Here is a 16270-nt window from a genome sequence, read left to right as displayed (position 1 = left end):
GATACGCTGCCTGTTGGTGAAGACAGCGACACATCGACATTCCGCGTGATCGTAGGCAGACAGGAGTACCCCGTGAGCGTCATCGGGCCCCTTGGGCTGAGCGTGCGGGACCAGACTCTGGAAGCCGACACCCAGGCCGGGCTGACGGCTGTCGAAGAGGGCCTGTTGGAGGCCACCAAGAGTGATGTGCCCTTCATCACCGAGGCCGCCCAGCATCTGGTGCGGGCGGGCGGGAAGCGGTTCCGCCCCCTGGTGGTGCTGCTCGCCGCGCAGTTCGGCGATCCGCACGCCCCCGGTGTGGTGCCCTCCGCCGTGGTCGTCGAGCTGACCCATCTGGCGACGCTCTACCACGACGATGTGATGGACGAGGCCGAGGTGCGGCGCGGGGTGTCCAGCGCCAACGCCCGCTGGGGGAACTCGGTGGCGGTGCTCACCGGCGACTTCCTCTTCGCCCGTGCCTCGCACATCCTGGCCGACCTCGGCCCGGAGGCGGTCCGGATCCAGGCCGAGGCGTTCGAGCGGCTGGTGACCGGCCAGATCCTGGAGACCGCGGGACCGCGCGACGGCCAGGACCCGATCGAGCACTATCTGGAGGTGCTGGCGGGCAAGACCGGATCGCTGATCGCCGTCTCCGGACGGTTCGGCGCGATGATGTCCGGCGCCGACGAGTCGGTCGTCAACATCCTGACCCAGTACGGCGAGCGGCTGGGCATGGCCTTCCAGCTTGCCGACGACGTCCTGGACATCGCCAGCGACAGCCATGAGTCCGGCAAGACCCCCGGCACCGATCTGCGTGAGGGCATCGCCACCCTCCCGGTCCTGCGGCTGCGGGCGCGGGCGGAGGCCAGCGGCTCGGCCGAGGACCGCGCGCTGTGCGAGCTGCTCGCCGGAGACCTCACCGACGACACCCGGCACGCCGAGGCACTGCGGCTGCTGCGCGCCCACCCGGCGCTGGAGGAGGCCCGCCGGGACACCCTCCGCTACGCGGCGGAGGCCCGGGCCATGCTGGCGCCGCTGCCCGAGGGCCCGGCGAAGGCCGCCCTCGAAGGGCTGTGCGACGCGGTGGTGCACCGCGCGGGCTGACCCCCGCCCCGTTTCCCGTACCCCTAGGTCCTGTCCTGTCGATCTTCGTGGATCAGGCCGCGGCGTCTGGTGCCGTGGCTCGCAAGGCGGAGGGTCGTCCTTGTACTGGGCGTACTCGGATGATCCCGACAACGCGGCGAGGTGCGGTGCCAGGCGTCGCGGGCCCACGAAGATCGGCAGGACAGGGCCTAAGGGGCGTCAGGACCCCGGGGTCTCCCGGGGACGTACGAGCTCACCCGTGCGGTGCCGGTTGTCATCCCCGAGCATGAGAGTGCACTTGATCCTGCGGGCTGACGCCCCGGGCCGGCGGATTTGGTGGGATGGACACACCACCACAGGGCGGGAACGGGCGACAATGGCCCGAGAGGTGGACGAGTGCAGGCTGACAACCGCCGCCCACGACGGAGGTAGAGCACACATGGCACGGATCCGACCGACACAGGTCGAGGACGACGGCTTCTGGGACGAGAAGCGCCCGGCACGCCGGACCAAGGCCGCCCGGTACGCCGTCCCTGTCGCGGTCGCGGGAATAGCGGCGGCGACGATAGGGCTGGTCCCGGCGCTGGCCAGCAGCGGTGACCCCGATCTGCCGAAGATTTCGGCGGAGCGGCTGATCAGCAAGATGGCCGCCTCGGACACCGAGCGGCTCTCCGGTTCGGTGAAGATCACCACCGATCTGGGGCTGCCCTCGCTGCCCGGCGGCGGTTCGTTCTCCGACTTCGGCGGCGGCGCGGGCGGCGAAGGCGGCGACGGCTCCTCGGCCGCGCCCGAGAACAAGCTGATGGAGCTGGCCTCCGGTTCGCACACCCTGCGGGTGGCCGCGGACGGCCCGGAGCGCCAGCGCGTATCGATCATCGAGAACGCCGCCGAGTACAGCCTGATCCACAACGGCGACGAGACCTGGGCGTACGACAGCAAGTCCAACGCCGTGGTCCACTCCACCGCCCCCGAGGGCGCCGGGGCCAAGGACGGCCATCCGCGCGAGCTGCCCAAGGACCTGAAGGACGTCACCCCGCAGCAGTTCGCCAAGCAGGTGCTCGCCTCCGTGGACGACACCACGGACGTCTCGGTCGACGGCACCACCCGGGTCGCCGGGCGGGACGCCTATGAACTGCTGATCGAACCGAAGTCGGACGACACCACGGTCGGCTCGGTCCGGATCGCGGTGGACGCGGACAACGGCACCCCGCTGAAGTTCACCCTCACCCCCAAGAGCGGCGGCAAGGCCGTGGTCGACGTGGCCTTCACCAAGGTCGACTTCGGCAAGCCCGCGGCCGGCACCTTCGACTTCACCCCGCCCAAGGGCGCCAAGGTCACCGAGGAGGGCGACCACCGGCGCGGCGGCAAGGACGGCATGAAGGACAACAAGGACGCGCAGGAGGCGCTGTCCGGTCTGAACGTGATCGGCGAGGGCTGGGACAGCATCGCCACGCTCGACGGCCCCGGCGGCGCGTCGGCCTCGCCCGGAAAGGGCGACGGCGGTCCCGGCCAGGACGCCGGAGGGTTCCTGGACAGCCTCGGCAAGAAGGTCACGGGCGACTTCGGCTCCGGCCATGTCTTCAGCACCCGTCTGGTGAACGCGCTGCTCACCGATGACGGCAAGGTCTACGTCGGCGCGGTCGACAAGGACGCCCTGGTCGCGGCGGCCAACAAGGCCAAGTAACGGCGAAGGGGAGCCCGTGGAGGAAACCGGGGCCGCGGTCGAGACCCGCGGGCTCACCAAGCGCTACCGCGGCGGCCAGCTCGCCGTCGCCGGACTCGATCTGACGGTGCCGCGGGGCAGTGTCTTCGGCTTCCTCGGGCCCAACGGCTCGGGGAAGACGACGACCATCCGCATGCTCATGGGGCTGATCGAGCCGACCTCCGGAGCCGCCCGGCTGCTGGGCGAGCCCATGCCGCGCGCGGCCCGGAGCGTGCTCCCCAGGGTCGGGGCCCTCATCGAGGGCCCCGCGCTCTACTCCCATCTGACCGGCCGGGACAATCTGCTGCGCTACGACGCGGCCGATCCCACCGCCGATCCGCGCACCCGCCCCGCCCGTGTCGCCTCCGCCCTGGACCGGGTGGGCCTCGGCGCAGCGGCAGGGAAGAAGGCCCGCGCCTACTCGCTCGGGATGAAGCAGCGCCTCGGTCTGGCCGCCGCCCTGCTCCAGCCGCGTGAGCTGCTGGTCCTCGATGAGCCGACCAACGGTCTGGACCCCCAGGGCATGCGGGAGATCCGCGCTCTGGTGCGGGAGCTGGCGGGGGAGGGCACCACCGTCTTCCTCTCCTCCCACCTCCTCGACGAGATCGAGCAGGTCTGCACCCATGCGGCCGTGATGGCCCAGGGGAAGCTGATCACCCAAGGCACCGTGGCCGAACTGGCCGCGAGCAGCCGCGGCCGGCTCTCGGTCACCACCCCGGACCCGGTGGACGCGGTCCGGGTCCTGAAGGAGCACGGAGTGACGGATCTGGTGACGCTCGACGAGCGCGTCGTCGGCGAGCTGCCCCAGACGCCCCTGGAGCTGGCCGACCTCAACGCCGCGCTGGTGCGCGAAGGGGTGCGGGTCCGTGCCTTCGGCACCGAGCGTGCCTCATTGGAGGATGCCTTCGTGGCGCTGACCGGGGAGGGTTTCGATGTCGCGGGCTGAGACCGGAGCGCCGGCGGCACCGGTCGCCGCCGTGCGGCCGTCCCGTCCGCTGTGGACGCTGGCGCTCTTCCGCAGTGAGCTGACCACCACCTTCCGGCGCTGGCGGACCCTGGCCCTGCTCGGGGTGCTCGCGGCCGTCCCGGTGCTCATCGGCATTGCGGTGAAGATCGAGACCAGTGACGGCGGCACGGTCGGACAGGGCGGCGGAGGTGGCGAGGGCGAGGCCCCCGCGTTCTTCTCCCAGATCACCAACAACGGGATCTTCCTGGTCTTCGCCGCGCTGGCGGCCACCCTGCCGGTCTTCCTGCCGATGGCGATCGGTGTGATCGCCGGTGACTCGATCGCGGGCGAGGCGAGCTCGGGCACCCTGCGCTATCTGCTGGTGGCGCCTGCGGGCCGGATCCGGCTGCTGCTGGCCAAGTTCACCGCCGTCATGGCCTTCTGCCTGGTGGCGACCCTGGCGGTGGCCGTCAGCGGACTGGCGACCGGGGCACTGCTCTTCCCGCTCGGGGACGTCACCCTGATCTCCGGCACCACCGTCTCCTTCGGCGACGGGCTGGTGCGGGCGCTGGGGGTGGCGGCCGTCGTGGCGCTGTCCCTGGTGGGCATCGCGACGCTGGGTGTGTTCATCTCGACCCTCACCAACAGCGGTATCGCGGCGATGGCCACCACGGTGGGGCTGGTGATCACCGCGCAGATCCTGGACACCATCCCGCAGCTCCACGGGATCCACCCGTATCTCTTCCCGCACTACTGGCTGAGCTTCGCGGATCTGCTGCGGGCGCCGGTCTACTGGGACGACCTGGTCAAGAACCTGGAGTTGCAGGGACTGTACGCGGCCGTGTTCGGCTCGGCGGCCTGGGCCCGGTTCACCGCGAAGGACATCACGGCCTGAGCCGACCGGGCCGAACACGGCGCGGTACGAACGAACGGTGGAGCCGGTGGTCAGGCGCCGCTCAGGGTCCAGACCGCGTAGGCGATGGCGTCGCTGTTGCGGTCCAGCGCGGTGTCGTTGATGTTGCTGGTGGTGTCACAGGAGCGGTGGTAGCAGCGGTCGAACGCCTGCCCGGAGGTGCCGCCCCACTTCTGGGCCTGGGCGGCCGTCTTGCGGTAGTCGGCACCGCTGAACAGCCCGCCCACCGGGATGCCCACGTTCTTGAACGAGGCGTGGTCCGAGCGGCCGTCGCCCTCGGTCTCCGGCTCGGTGGCGATGTTCTGACCGCTGAAGTACTGCTTGAACACCGACTCGATCGTCGGGTCGTCGTCGTAGACGAAGTAGCCCGGGTTGGGCGAGCCGATCATGTCGAAGTTGAGATAGGCGTCGATCCTGCCGCGGTCCGCGGAGGACAGCCGGTTGACGTAGTTCCGGGAGCCGACCATCCCCATCTCCTCGGCGCCCCACCAGCCGAACCGCAGATGCTTGGTGGGCTGGGCCCCGGTACGGGCGACGGTCAGCGCGGTCTCCAGCACGGCGGCGGAGCCCGAGCCGTTGTCGTTGATACCGGGCCCGGCGGAGACGGAGTCCAGATGGGCTCCGCTGAACACCACATTGTCGGTGTCACCGCCGGGCCAGTCGGCGATGAGGTTGTAACCGGTGGTGCCGAAGTAGCTGAACTGCTGCACGGTGGTGGTGAATCCGGCGGCGTCCAGCTTGGCCTTGATGTAGTCGATGGACGCCTTGTAGCCGGGGCGGCCGTGGGCACGGTTGCCGCCGTTGGCGGTGGCGATGGACTGGAGCTGGCTGAGGTGGGCCTTCACATTGGCCACCGGGATGTCCGGTGCGGCCAGGGTGCCGGGCGCCGCGCGGTGGGAGGCCGCGGCGGCGGTGCCGCCCGGTGCGGCGGCGGGCGCGGCCCCGACCAGGGCGGCGACCGCGGTGCCGACGGCCGCCGCGGTGGTGGCGCGGCGCAGCCAGGATCTTCGGGACGTGAGGGGGTGCCGATCTGCCGATGACGACATGGGGGGCTCCGAATTCCGAACGAGGACAGGACGGAATGACGTTTGCGCTGTGGTGACACAGGTGACGCACGTGCCCGTGGGGGGCATGGAGCGGTGAACCGGCGATGCGGTGGTGATGCGGCTGATGGTCCGGGTGGCCATGACTCCGCGTCAAGAGCGGAAACCGGACATCAGCCGCCGGATATCGAGCCGCCGTGCTTCCCGGGAGTGCCGGGGGTGCCCGGGGTGATGTCCATGGTGAGGTCGGGTATGGCGTCGGAGGCGGACTCGGGACCGGCGCCCGGGATGACATCGGGCACCACCCCGGCGGCGGCTTCCGCCAGGGCCACCGGGACCTCGTCCACGGAACCGGAGCCAGAACCGGAGTCGGAGACCGAGCCGGAAGCGGAACCGGAAGTGGGCGGGGACGCGGGGTCGGTGTCGGAGGCGGCGGGGGACCGCTCCGCCCGTGCGGCGGCCCGGGCGAGCTCCCGCCGCGCCCGATGTGCGGTGTGCAGCGCGTCCCAGGTCAGCAGGGTGAGCGCCAGCCAGACCAGCCCGAAGCCCGCCCACCGCTCGGGCGGCATCGACTCATGGAAGACCACCAGGCCCAGGGTGAACTGCAAGACGGGCGCGATGTACTGGAGCATCCCGATCGTCGACAGCGGCAGCCGCACCGCGGACGCCCCGAAGCAGATCAGCGGCAGCGCGGTGATCACACCGCAGCTCGCCAGCAGCGCCGAGTGGCCCGCCCCCTCGCTGCCGAAGGTGGAGTCACCGCGCGACCCGAGGAACAGCAGGAAGCCGAGCGCGGGCAGGAACTGCACGGCGGTCTCCGCGGCCAGCGACTCCAGTCCGCCCAGCCCGACCCGCTTCTTCACCAGCCCGTAGGTGGCGAAGGAGAAGGCCAGGGTGAGCGCGATCCACGGCAGTTTGCCGTAGCCGATGGAGAGCACCACCACGGCCAGCGCGCCGACGCCGACCGCCGCCCACTGCGCGGGCCGCAGCCGCTCCCGCAGCAGCAGCACCCCGAAGGCGATGCTGACCAGCGGGTTGATGAAGTAGCCGAGGGCGGTCTCGACGACATGTCCGCTGTTGACGCCCCAGATGTACAGACCCCAGTTGACCGAGATCACACTCGCGGCGATCGCGATCAGGCCCAGCCGCCGGGGCTGCCGCAGCAGCGGCCGGATCCAGGCCCAGCGGCGCAGCACGAGCAGGAGCAGCCCGACGGCCGCCAGCGACCACACCATCCGGTGGGCGAGGATCTCCACCGCGTCCGCCGGCTCCAGAAGCGGCCAGAAGAGTGGTACCAGCCCCCACATGCCGTACGCGGCGAAGCCGTAGAGGAGCCCCGCGCGGTCCTGTTGCTGCGGTTTCATAACCCCTCCCCGACCTGGTGGATGTCCCTGGCGACGTCACGAAGGTAGCGCCCGGGAGGCCGCCTGTCATTCCCGTTCCATGGATACGGTGATGACAGGGGCGGGGGTGGCCGATGACACCCGTGACGGTCCTCAGCGCGACCGGTTCCGCGACCGGTTGCGTGTCCCCTTCCGGCGCCGCCCGATCGTCCGCACCGCCCGCCCCACGTCGAACGGCAGGATCGTCACCGCCACCCCCGGCAGATGCTCCAGCGCCTTCGCCAGCGCCTCCGCCGTCCCCCGGTGCAGCAGCTTGCCCAGCGGTGAGGAGTAGGTGCGGCGCGGCACCAGCAGGGTCAGCGCGGTCCGGCCGTCCTCCGTGGTGCGGGCCGCCAGCTCCATGACCGTATGGCGCAGCCGCCGGTCCGGGCACTCCACGACCTCCAGCGCCACGGTCACCCCGGCGGTCTGCTCCCAGCGGGTCATCAGCCTGCGGGCATGGGCCTCGTCGACCATGACGTGCAGCGCCCGCACCTCGTCGGGCCGCAGCTCATGGGCGTAGCGCAGCGCCTCGACCGTGGCGAGGTCGATGCTGTCCGCCAGCACGTACACCACATGGCGGCGCCAGCGTGAGGTGTCGTCACCGAGGCTCGGGACCTCCTCCAGGGCCGCCACCTCCGCGCGGTACTCGCGGTTGATCCGGATCAGTGCCCAGACCCCCAGCGGGAAGACCACCACGACCAGCCAGGCGCCCTCGGTGAACTTGGTGACCGCGAAGATCAGCACCACCGCGGCGGAGACGACCGCGGTGGTCAGGTTGACCGCGACCTTCCACCGGCGGCCCCGCTCCCTGCGCCGCAGGTGATACGCGGTCAGCCCGGCCCCGGCCATGGTGAACGCGGTGAACACCCCGATCGCGTACAGCGCCACCAGCCGGTCCACATTGGCGTCCGTGACCACCAGCAGGACGAGTGCCACCACCGCCAGCGAGATGATCCCGTTGGAGAACGCCAGCCGGTGACCGCGCCGGGTGAGCTGCCGGGGCAGGAAGCGGTCCTCGGCGACGAAGCTGGCCAGGAAGGGGAAGCCGGTGAACGGGGTGTTGGCGCCGGTGTAGAGGATGAGCGCGGTCGAGAGCTGGACGAACGCCAGCCCCAGCGCGCCCGGCACCCCGTCGCCGAAGACCAGATGGGCCTCCTGGGCGAGCACCGTCGGGGTGCCGTCCCGGTAGGGGATGGCATGGGTGAAGTGGGCCATCGCCGAGACGCCCAGCACCAGGGTGCCCAGGACACAGCTCATCGCGACCAGCGTGCGGCGGGCGTTGACCCCCTGCGGCTCCCGGAAGACGGACACCCCGTTGGAGATCGCCTCCAGACCGGTGAGCGAGGAGCCGCCGTTGGCGAAGGAGCGCAGCACGATGAAGAGCGAGGCGCCGTAGAGCAGTCCGTCGCCCGGGTCCCCGAGCGGTACCGCGCCCGCGGCGTGCACATCGGCGTGCGGTAGCTGTCCGGTCAGGCCGCGGACCACCCCGATCACCAGCATCAGCCCGACGGCGAGCATGAACAGATAAGCGGGGACCGCGAAGACCCGTCCCGCCTCGCGCAGTCCGCGCAGGTTGCCGTAGGCCAGGATCACGATCACCAGGGCGCTCAGGGGCAGTTGGAGGTGGTCGAGACCGGTCCAGGAGTCGCCCAGCAGATGGGCGAAGGAGATGATCGCGTTGGTTCCGGCCGAGACCTGGACGGCGACGGTGACGATGTAGTCGACGAGCAGCGCGACCGAGGCGATCTGCGCGATGTCGGGGCCGAGGTTCTCCCGGGCCACGATGTACGAACCGCCCGCGCGGGTGTAGATCGTCACCACATCGCTGTAGCAGAGCGTCAGCAGGAGCAGCACCAGCAGGATCGACCCGGTGACCGGCAGGATCAGGGTGAACGCCGCGACCCCGATGACGGGCACCAGCACCCGCAGCATCTCCTCGCTGCCGTAGGCCGTGGAGGAGATGCAGTCCGAGGCGAGCACGCCCAGGGCGACGGGGTTGCGCAGCTTCTCCCGCCGGATGCGCTCGGTGACCAGGGGCGGGCCGAGCAGACGCCGTTTGACGCGGTAGCCGAGGCGGTCGGGCGGCTGGAGCGGGGCGGCGGTGTCGGACATGGGCTTATGAGAGCGGCTGCCCGGCCGGGCCGCGGGCCGACGCTCCGGCCGGGCGGCCGCCTGCGCCCGTACGTACGAACGCCCCCGCGGACGCCTGAGCGGCCGCGGGGGCGGGCGGAGCGAGGGGACCGGCTCAGCCGACGACGGTCCAGGTGTCGTTCCCGGCGAGCAGCGCGCCGAGATCGCCCTTGCCCTTCTGCTCGACGGCGGCGTCGAGTTGGGTGGCCATATCGGTGTCGTAGACCGGCCGCCCCACGGAGCGCAGCACCCCGATGGGGGTGTGGTGCAGGGTGTCGGGGTGGGCCAGCCGCGACAGCGCGAAGGCGGTGGTGGGGGAGTCGGCGTGGGCGTCGTGGACCAGGATCCGGTGCTCGTTCTCCGGGGTGACCGTGACCACCTCCAGATCGCCGGTGGCCTGGTCGCGCACCACGCCCTTGTCCTGGTCGGCGCCGAAGCGGATGGGCCGGCCGTGCTCCAGCCGGATGACCGCCTCCTCGGCCTGCTGCTTGTCCTTGAGGACCTCGAAGGCGCCGTCGTTGAAGATGTTGCAGTTCTGGTAGATCTCCACCAGCGCGGTGCCCGGGTGGGCGGCGGCCTGCCGCAGCACCTCGGTGAGGTGCTTGCGGTCGGAGTCCACCGTGCGGGCGACGAAACTCGCCTCGGCCCCCAGCGCCAGCGACACCGGGTTGAAGGGCGCGTCGAGCGAGCCCATCGGCGTGGACTTGGTGATCTTGCCGACCTCTGAGGTCGGGCTGTACTGCCCCTTGGTCAGCCCGTAGATGCGGTTGTTGAACAGCAGGATCTTCAGGTTGACGTTGCGCCGCAGGGCGTGGATCAGGTGGTTGCCGCCGATGGACAGCGCATCGCCGTCACCGGTGACCACCCACACCGACAGATCGCGGCGGGAGGCGGCGAGACCGGTGGCGATGGCGGGGGCGCGGCCGTGGATGGAGTGCATCCCGTAGGTGTTCATGTAGTACGGGAAGCGGGAGGAGCAGCCGATACCGGAGACGAAGACGATGTTCTCCTTGGCCAGGCCGAGCTCGGGCATGAAGCCCTGGACGGCGGCCAGGATCGCGTAGTCGCCGCAGCCGGGGCACCAGCGCACTTCCTGATCGGACTTGAAGTCCTTCATGGACTGCTTGGCCTCGGCCTTGGAGACCAGCGAGAGCGCCTCGATGCCGGGCATTCCGTGTGCGACGGTCTCAGTCATCGATGGCCTCCTTGAGGGCCGCAGCCAGCTGCTCGGCCTTGAACGGCATGCCGTTGACCTGGGTGAAAGAGCGGGCGTCGACGAGGTAGCGGGCGCGGATCAGGGTGGCGAGCTGGCCCAGGTTCATCTCGGGCACGACCACCTTGTCGTAACCCTCCAGCACCTTCCCGAGGTTGGCCGGGAAGGGGTTGAGGTGGCGCAGATGGGCCTGGGCGATCCGGTCGCCCGCGCCCCGCACCCGGCGGACCGCGGCGGTGATGGGCCCGTAGGTCGAACCCCAGCCCAGCACCAGGGTGCGGGCGTCACCGGTGGGGTCGTCCACCTCGAGGTCGGGGACCCGGACGCCGTCCACCTTGGCCTGGCGGGTGCGGACCATGTGGTCGTGGTTGGCCGGGTCGTACGAGATGTTGCCGGTGCCGTCCTGCTTCTCGATCCCGCCGATGCGGTGCTCCAGACCGGGCGTACCGGGCACGGCCCAGGGGCGGGCGAGGGTCTCGGGGTCGCGCTTGTACGGCCAGAACACCTCGGTGCCGTCGGCCTGTACGTGGTTGGGCCCGGTCGCGAACTGCACCCGCAGATCGGGCAGATCGTCGATCTCCGGGATCCGCCACGGCTCCGAGCCGTTGGCCAGGTAGCCGTCGGAGAGCAGGAAGACCGGGGTGCGGTAGGCCAGCGCGATCCGGGCCGCGTCCAGGGTGGCGTCGAAGCAGTCGGCCGGGGTGCGCGGAGCCACGATCGGCACCGGCGCCTCGCCGTTCCGCCCGTACATGGCCTGGAGCAGATCGGCCTGTTCGGTCTTGGTGGGCAGTCCGGTGGACGGCCCGCCGCGCTGGATGTCGACGATCAGCAGCGGGAGCTCCAGCGACACCGCGAGCCCGATGGTCTCGGACTTCAGCGCCACTCCGGGGCCGGAGGTGGTGGTCACGGCCAGCGCTCCGCCGAAGGCGGCGCCCAGCGCGGCCCCGATGCCCGCGATCTCGTCCTCGGCCTGGAAGGTGCGCACCCCGAAGTTCTTGTGGCGCGACAGCTCGTGGAGGATGTCGGAGGCCGGGGTGATCGGGTACGACCCCAGGAACAGCGGCAGATCGGCCTGGCGGGAGGCCGCGATCAGCCCGTAGGACAGCGCCAGGTTCCCGGAGATGTTCCGGTAGGTGCCCGCCGGGAAGGCGGTGGTCGCCGGGGCCACCTCGTAGGAGACGGCGAAGTCCTCGGTGGTCTCGCCGAAGTTCCAGCCCGCCCGGAACGCGGCGACGTTGGCCTCCGCGATCTCCGGCTTCTTGGCGAACTTCTGGCGCAGGAATGTCTCGGTGCCCTCGGTGGGCCGGTGGTACATCCACGACAGCAGGCCGAGCGCGAACATGTTCTTGCTGCGCTCCGCCTCCTTCCGGGACAGCCCGAAGTCCTTCAGGGCCTCGATGGTCAGAGTGGTCAGCGGTACCGGGTGGACGCTGTAGCCGTCGAGCGACCCGTCCTCCAGCGGACTGGTCGCATAGCCCACCTTCGCCATCGGGCGCTTGGTGAACTCATCGGTGTTCACGATGATTTCGGCGCCGCGCGGCACATCGCCCAGGTTGGCCTTGAGCGCGGCCGGGTTCATGGCGACCAGCACATTGGGGGCGTCGCCGGGGGTGAGGATGTCGTGATCGGCGAAGTGGAGCTGGAAGCTGGAGACTCCCGGCAGCGTGCCGGCGGGGGCACGGATCTCCGCCGGGAAGTTCGGAAGGGTGGACAGGTCGTTGCCGAACGACGCCGTCTCGGAGGTGAACCGGTCGCCGGTGAGCTGCATACCGTCGCCCGAGTCACCCGCGAACCGGATGATCACGCGGTCCAGACGGCGGATTTCCTTACCGCCGTCCGGTGTTCGCCGCTCCCCGGCGGACCCGGGCCCGCCCTGCTGATCGGCTGGTTCGGCCTGCTCGGCCGGGCTACTGACCTGGCTGGTCACTGCTTCGGACCTCCTTCGAGGCGGCGCTCCTGGACAGTCGGTGCCGACCGGTTGTCCCATGACCATCGTACGTCGGTAAGGGTCGCCTTCCTTGGCCGGATCACATGGTGGACGTCGCTATATGAACCCTTTATGTCATGGTTTGACATAACGTGCCCCCTCCCCCGTGTTGTCATTTCCGCTGATCCCCCGTTCAGCCTTTGGCCTCGCTTCAGCGCCGGGCCCCCGGTGCACACCCCCACCCCGTCCAGGGGCCTGACGGCAGGTCACAGCGGTGCTCACCGGTTCTGATCGGCCGGTCAGGACCTGAGATACGTGAGCACCGCGAGCACTCGACGGTGATCCCCGTCACTCGGGGACAGCCCCAGCTTCAGGAAGATGTTGCTGACGTGCTTCTCGACCGCCCCGTCGCTCACCACGAGCTGCCGGGCGATGGCCGAGTTCGTCCGGCCCTCGGCCATCAGCCCCAGCACCTCCCGCTCCCGCGGGGTGAGCCCGGCCAGCACGTCCTGTTTGCGGCTGCGGCCCAGGAGCTGGGCGACCACCTCCGGGTCGAGTGCGGTGCCGCCCCGGGCGACCCGCACCACGGCGTCCACGAACTCGCGGACCTCGGCCACCCGGTCCTTCAGCAGATAGCCCACCCCGTGGCTGCTGCCCGCCAGCAGCTCCGTGGCGTACTGCTCCTCCACGTACTGTGACAGCACCAGCACACCCAGTCCCGGATGGTCGCGGCGCAGCCGGACGGCGGCCCGCACCCCCTCGTCGGTATGGGTGGGCGGCATCCGCACATCGGCGACCACCACATCCGGCAGCGCGCCCTCGTCCGCCAGCTCGCGGATCGATTTGATCAGCGCGTCGGCGTCGCCCACCCCCGCGACCACCTCATGCCCACGGTCGGTCAGCAGCCGGGTCAGTCCCTCCCTCAGCAGCACCGAATCCTCGGCGATGACCACCCGCACTCTGTCCTCCACGATGCACGGCCCCCGTTCGCTCGGTTCGTCGGGACCAGCATCCCAGGATTCGGACGCCCGCGTCGCGCGGACCCGGCGGGACGGGGGTGGGCGGGGAGCGCCGGTGCTCAGCGCCAGGGCAGCTCGGCGGTGACCGCGGTCGGGCCGCCGGCGGGGGAGTGGACGACGAGGATGCCGTCCACCGCGTCGAGCCGTTCGGCAAGACCTGCCAGCCCGGAATCCGCGGACGTGTGGGCTCCGCCCCGGCCGTCATCGGTGACCTGGAGCATCACCCGGTCCGCGGCCCGCCAGACATCCACCTCGGCGGACCGGGCGGCGCTGTGTTTGCTGATGTTCTGGAGGAGTTCGGAGACGGTGAAGTAGGCGATGCCCTCGATGGCGGGTGCGGGGCGCTGGGGGAGGTCGACGGTGACGGTGACCGGCACGGTGCAGCGGGCGGCGAGTGCGGAGAGCGCCGGGCCGAGTCCGCGGTCGGTGAGGATGGCGGGGTGGATGCCGCGGGCGAGGTCGCGGAGTTCCTGGAGGGCGAGTTTCACCTCGCCGTGGGCTTCGTCGACCATTCTGGCCGCGGCCTCCGGGTCCTCCTCCAGCTTCTCCTTGGCCAGCCCGAGGTCCATGGCGAGGGAGACCAGCCGGGCCTGGGCGCCGTCGTGCAGATCGCGTTCGATCCGGCGCAGATCGGCCGCGGCGGTGTCCACCACCGTGCCCCGGTCCTCCTCCAGCTCCCAGACCCGGCTGGCCAGCCGGGAGGGGCCCAGCAGCCCGGCCACCATCAGCCGGTCGACCGAGGTGAGCCCGTGGACCGTCGGCGGGGTCAGCAGCAGCACCACCGCCCCGATCACACAGGTCGCGGCGATCTCCAGCGGGGTGTCCAGGTAGAAGGCGTTCCCGTCGTGGTCGCCCCAGAGCTGGAGGCCGGGCCGGTCGGTGAAGGCGGGGAAGACCCAGCGCCACAGCGGATAGGTGACGAAGCCCCAGCCGTAGGAGAAGAGAACGGTCCCGACGACGAACGCGAAGACCGCCCACGGCAGATGGAGCACCGCGTACAGCGCGTGGCGCCAGGACGTGCCGCTCTTGAGGACCGCCCCGACCCACGCCAGCGGACCGGTCCCGCGACGGCCGTCCTTGCCGTTCCGGGGGCGCGGCGGTCCGGGATCGGCCACCACCAGACCGAGCAGCCCCCGGGCCCGCGCCCGCTCCACGTAGCCCAGGGCGCGGCAGCCGGCGAGGGCGACACCGAGCACCGGGATACCGAGGAAGGTGATCAGCAGCCCGACGCCGAGCGAGATCATCGTGACCGTGTAGGCGAAGGAGACGACGGCCATCGGCAGGCTGATCAGCAGATAGAGGAGTTCGCGCCAGACGCGGCCATGGAACGGCGCCCGCAGCGCCGCGCCGAGGCTGCCGTGGGGCGCGGCCCCGGGCCCGTACGGTCCGTATGCGGTGGCCATCGTGGTGTCCGTCCGTCCTCCCGGCGCCGGGTGTCCCGGCGCACCGGCTGAAGTGGGTGCGTCGTCCGTGTGCGTCCAGGCTTCCGGAGCGCGCCGGGCCGGGCCATCGGGGAGGTGGGCGTCTTCACCCGGGGGTTAGCCCCACCTCCCGCGGTGCGCGGCAGCCTCAGCGGGTCTCCTCAGTGCGGCGCCGGGACGCGGTCCCGCCACGGCAGCTCGGCGGTGATCGTCGTCGGCCCGCCGGGCGGCGACTCCACCGTGAACAGTCCGTCGACCGAGCCCAGCCGCTCGGCAAGACCCGCCAGTCCGCTGCCCCCGGCCGGGCTCGCCCCGCCGCGTCCGTCGTCCCGCACCTGGAACAGCAGTCTGCGGTCCGCGTGCCACATCTCCACCGTCGCCGTCCGGGCGGCGCTGTGCTTGCTGATGTTCTGGAGGAGTTCGGAGACGGTGAAGTAGGCGATGCCCTCGATGGCGGGTGCGGGGCGCTGGGGGAGGTCGACGGTGACGGTGACCGGCACGGTGCAGCGGGCGGCCAGCGCCGAGAGCGCCGGGCCGAGCCCCCGGTCGGTGAGGATGGCGGGGTGGATACCGCGGGCGAGGTCCCGCAGTTCCTGGAGGGCGAGTTTCACCTCGCCGTGGGCCTCGTCGACCATTCTGGCCGCGGCCTCCGGGTCCTCCTCCAGCTTCTCCTTCGCCAGACCGAGACCCATCGCCAGCGCCACCAGCCGGGCCTGGGCCCCGTCGTGCAGATCGCGTTCGATCCGGCGCAGATCGGCCGCGGCGGTGTCCACCACCGTGCCCCGGTCCTCCTCCAGCTCCGCGATCCGCCGCTCCAGCTCGTCCGACGGCGACAGCAGTCCGCGCACCAGCGCCCGGTCCACGTTGGTGAGCGCGCGGGCGACCCAGGGCAGCACCGGCCAGGCGACGAACAGCGAGGTCAGCGCGATGGCGAAGGTGACCACATCCCAGGGCAGCCGGATCAGGGCGTACAGCCCGCTGCGCCAGCCCACCGGGTCCCGCAGACTCGTCCACAGCCAGCCGAAGAAGCTCTGGCCCCGTACGTGCGGCAGCGGGCTGGGCTCGTCCACCCGCAGGGAGAGCAGCGCCCTGGCGCGCGCCCGCTCGAACCGGCCGAACAGCCGCCCGCCGATCAGTCCGAAGGCCAGCAGCGGCAGTCCCACCACCGTGACCGAGAGACCCACGCCCACGGACATCCAGACGACGGCGTAGACGAAGCCGACGATGCCCACCGGCAGGTTCAGCAGCAGATGGGCGATCTCCTTCCATGTCTGCGCGGGATAGGCGACGGCGGGCGGCCGGGGCAGGCGCTCATCGGCGCCGCTCGCGGCGCCGTCCACGGCGGCACCGGCGGCTGCGCCGGAGGAACCGGAAGAACCGGAGGAACGGGAGGTCATAGCAGCCAAGAGTGCCGGGCCCGGAGGTCCCGCGCCATGGGGTCCGTCGCCGGACGGACGTAGGGCTAACCCCACCGGATGCGGGACGTATCCCCCCAGCCCCGCCACCCGC

General features: G+C 71.2%; 12 protein-coding genes. 4 read left to right on the top strand and 8 right to left on the bottom strand.

Annotated elements, in window-relative coordinates; all coding sequences use genetic code 11:
- Nucleotides 1–72 precede the first annotated feature (72 nt).
- The 4 genes from NMK44_RS24080 to NMK44_RS24065 all read left to right on the top strand — a co-directional run bounded on the left by NMK44_RS24080 (nucleotide 73) and on the right by NMK44_RS24065 (nucleotide 4605).
- Nucleotides 73–1083, top strand: a complete 1011-nt coding sequence (locus NMK44_RS24080; RefSeq protein ID WP_254746383.1) for a polyprenyl synthetase family protein — start codon at nucleotides 73–75, stop codon at nucleotides 1081–1083.
- A 418-nt stretch (nucleotides 1084–1501) separates the two neighbouring features.
- Nucleotides 1502–2746 carry a LolA family protein gene (locus tag NMK44_RS24075; RefSeq protein ID WP_254746381.1) on the top strand — a complete coding sequence of 415 codons (1245 nt, stop codon included), beginning with the start codon at nucleotides 1502–1504 and terminating at the stop codon, nucleotides 2744–2746.
- On the top strand, nucleotides 2676–3710 hold the full coding sequence (locus NMK44_RS24070) for an ABC transporter ATP-binding protein (RefSeq protein ID WP_374215332.1): 1035 nt from the start codon (nucleotides 2676–2678) through the stop codon (nucleotides 3708–3710). Before NMK44_RS24075 ends, NMK44_RS24070 begins: the two co-directional genes overlap by 71 nt.
- On the top strand, nucleotides 3697–4605 hold the full coding sequence (locus tag NMK44_RS24065) for an ABC transporter permease (RefSeq protein ID WP_254746377.1): 909 nt from the start codon (nucleotides 3697–3699) through the stop codon (nucleotides 4603–4605). The genes NMK44_RS24070 and NMK44_RS24065 overlap by 14 nt, the downstream gene beginning before the upstream one ends.
- A 50-nt stretch (nucleotides 4606–4655) precedes the next feature.
- On the opposite strand, the gene NMK44_RS24060 is transcribed toward NMK44_RS24065, so the two are convergent.
- The 8 genes from NMK44_RS24060 to NMK44_RS24025 all read right to left on the bottom strand — a co-directional run bounded on the left by NMK44_RS24060 (nucleotide 4656) and on the right by NMK44_RS24025 (nucleotide 16158).
- On the bottom strand, nucleotides 4656–5669 hold the full coding sequence (locus NMK44_RS24060) for a M28 family metallopeptidase (protein WP_254746375.1): 1014 nt from the start codon (nucleotides 5667–5669) through the stop codon (nucleotides 4656–4658).
- A 170-nt stretch (nucleotides 5670–5839) separates the two neighbouring features.
- The gene (gene rarD, locus NMK44_RS24055; protein ID WP_254746373.1) at nucleotides 5840–7030 is read right to left on the bottom strand and encodes an EamA family transporter RarD; all 1191 of its coding nucleotides are present in this window, start codon (nucleotides 7028–7030) and stop codon (nucleotides 5840–5842) included.
- Between the two features lie 132 nt (nucleotides 7031–7162).
- The gene (locus tag NMK44_RS24050; protein WP_254746371.1) at nucleotides 7163–9163 is read right to left on the bottom strand and encodes an APC family permease; all 2001 of its coding nucleotides are present in this window, start codon (nucleotides 9161–9163) and stop codon (nucleotides 7163–7165) included.
- Between the two features lie 133 nt (nucleotides 9164–9296).
- Nucleotides 9297–10376, bottom strand: a complete 1080-nt coding sequence (locus NMK44_RS24045; RefSeq protein WP_254746369.1) for a 2-oxoacid:ferredoxin oxidoreductase subunit beta — start codon at nucleotides 10374–10376, stop codon at nucleotides 9297–9299.
- The gene (locus NMK44_RS24040) at nucleotides 10369–12321 is read right to left on the bottom strand and encodes a 2-oxoacid:acceptor oxidoreductase subunit alpha (protein ID WP_254746367.1); all 1953 of its coding nucleotides are present in this window, start codon (nucleotides 12319–12321) and stop codon (nucleotides 10369–10371) included. Before NMK44_RS24040 ends, NMK44_RS24045 begins: the two co-directional genes overlap by 8 nt.
- Before the next feature lie 299 nt (nucleotides 12322–12620).
- Nucleotides 12621–13280, bottom strand: coding sequence for a LuxR C-terminal-related transcriptional regulator (locus NMK44_RS24035; RefSeq protein ID WP_308358509.1), 660 nt, complete (start codon nucleotides 13278–13280; stop codon nucleotides 12621–12623).
- Nucleotides 13281–13399: 119 nt separating this feature from the next.
- Nucleotides 13400–14743: a sensor histidine kinase gene (locus NMK44_RS24030; RefSeq protein WP_254746366.1), complete on the bottom strand. Its 1344-nt coding sequence runs from the start codon at nucleotides 14741–14743 to the stop codon at nucleotides 13400–13402.
- Between the two features lie 179 nt (nucleotides 14744–14922).
- Nucleotides 14923–16158 (bottom strand): sensor histidine kinase, encoded by a 1236-nt coding sequence (locus tag NMK44_RS24025; RefSeq protein WP_254746364.1) that lies wholly within the window; start codon nucleotides 16156–16158, stop codon nucleotides 14923–14925.
- Between the last annotated feature and the right edge of the window lie 112 nt (nucleotides 16159–16270).

Source organism: Streptomyces cucumeris (assembly GCF_024295805.1).
Classification (GTDB): Bacteria; Actinomycetota; Actinomycetes; order Streptomycetales; family Streptomycetaceae; genus Streptomyces; species Streptomyces cucumeris.
Note: the sequence above shows the minus strand (reverse complement) of the source record. Positions and strands in the feature narration are given on the sequence as shown.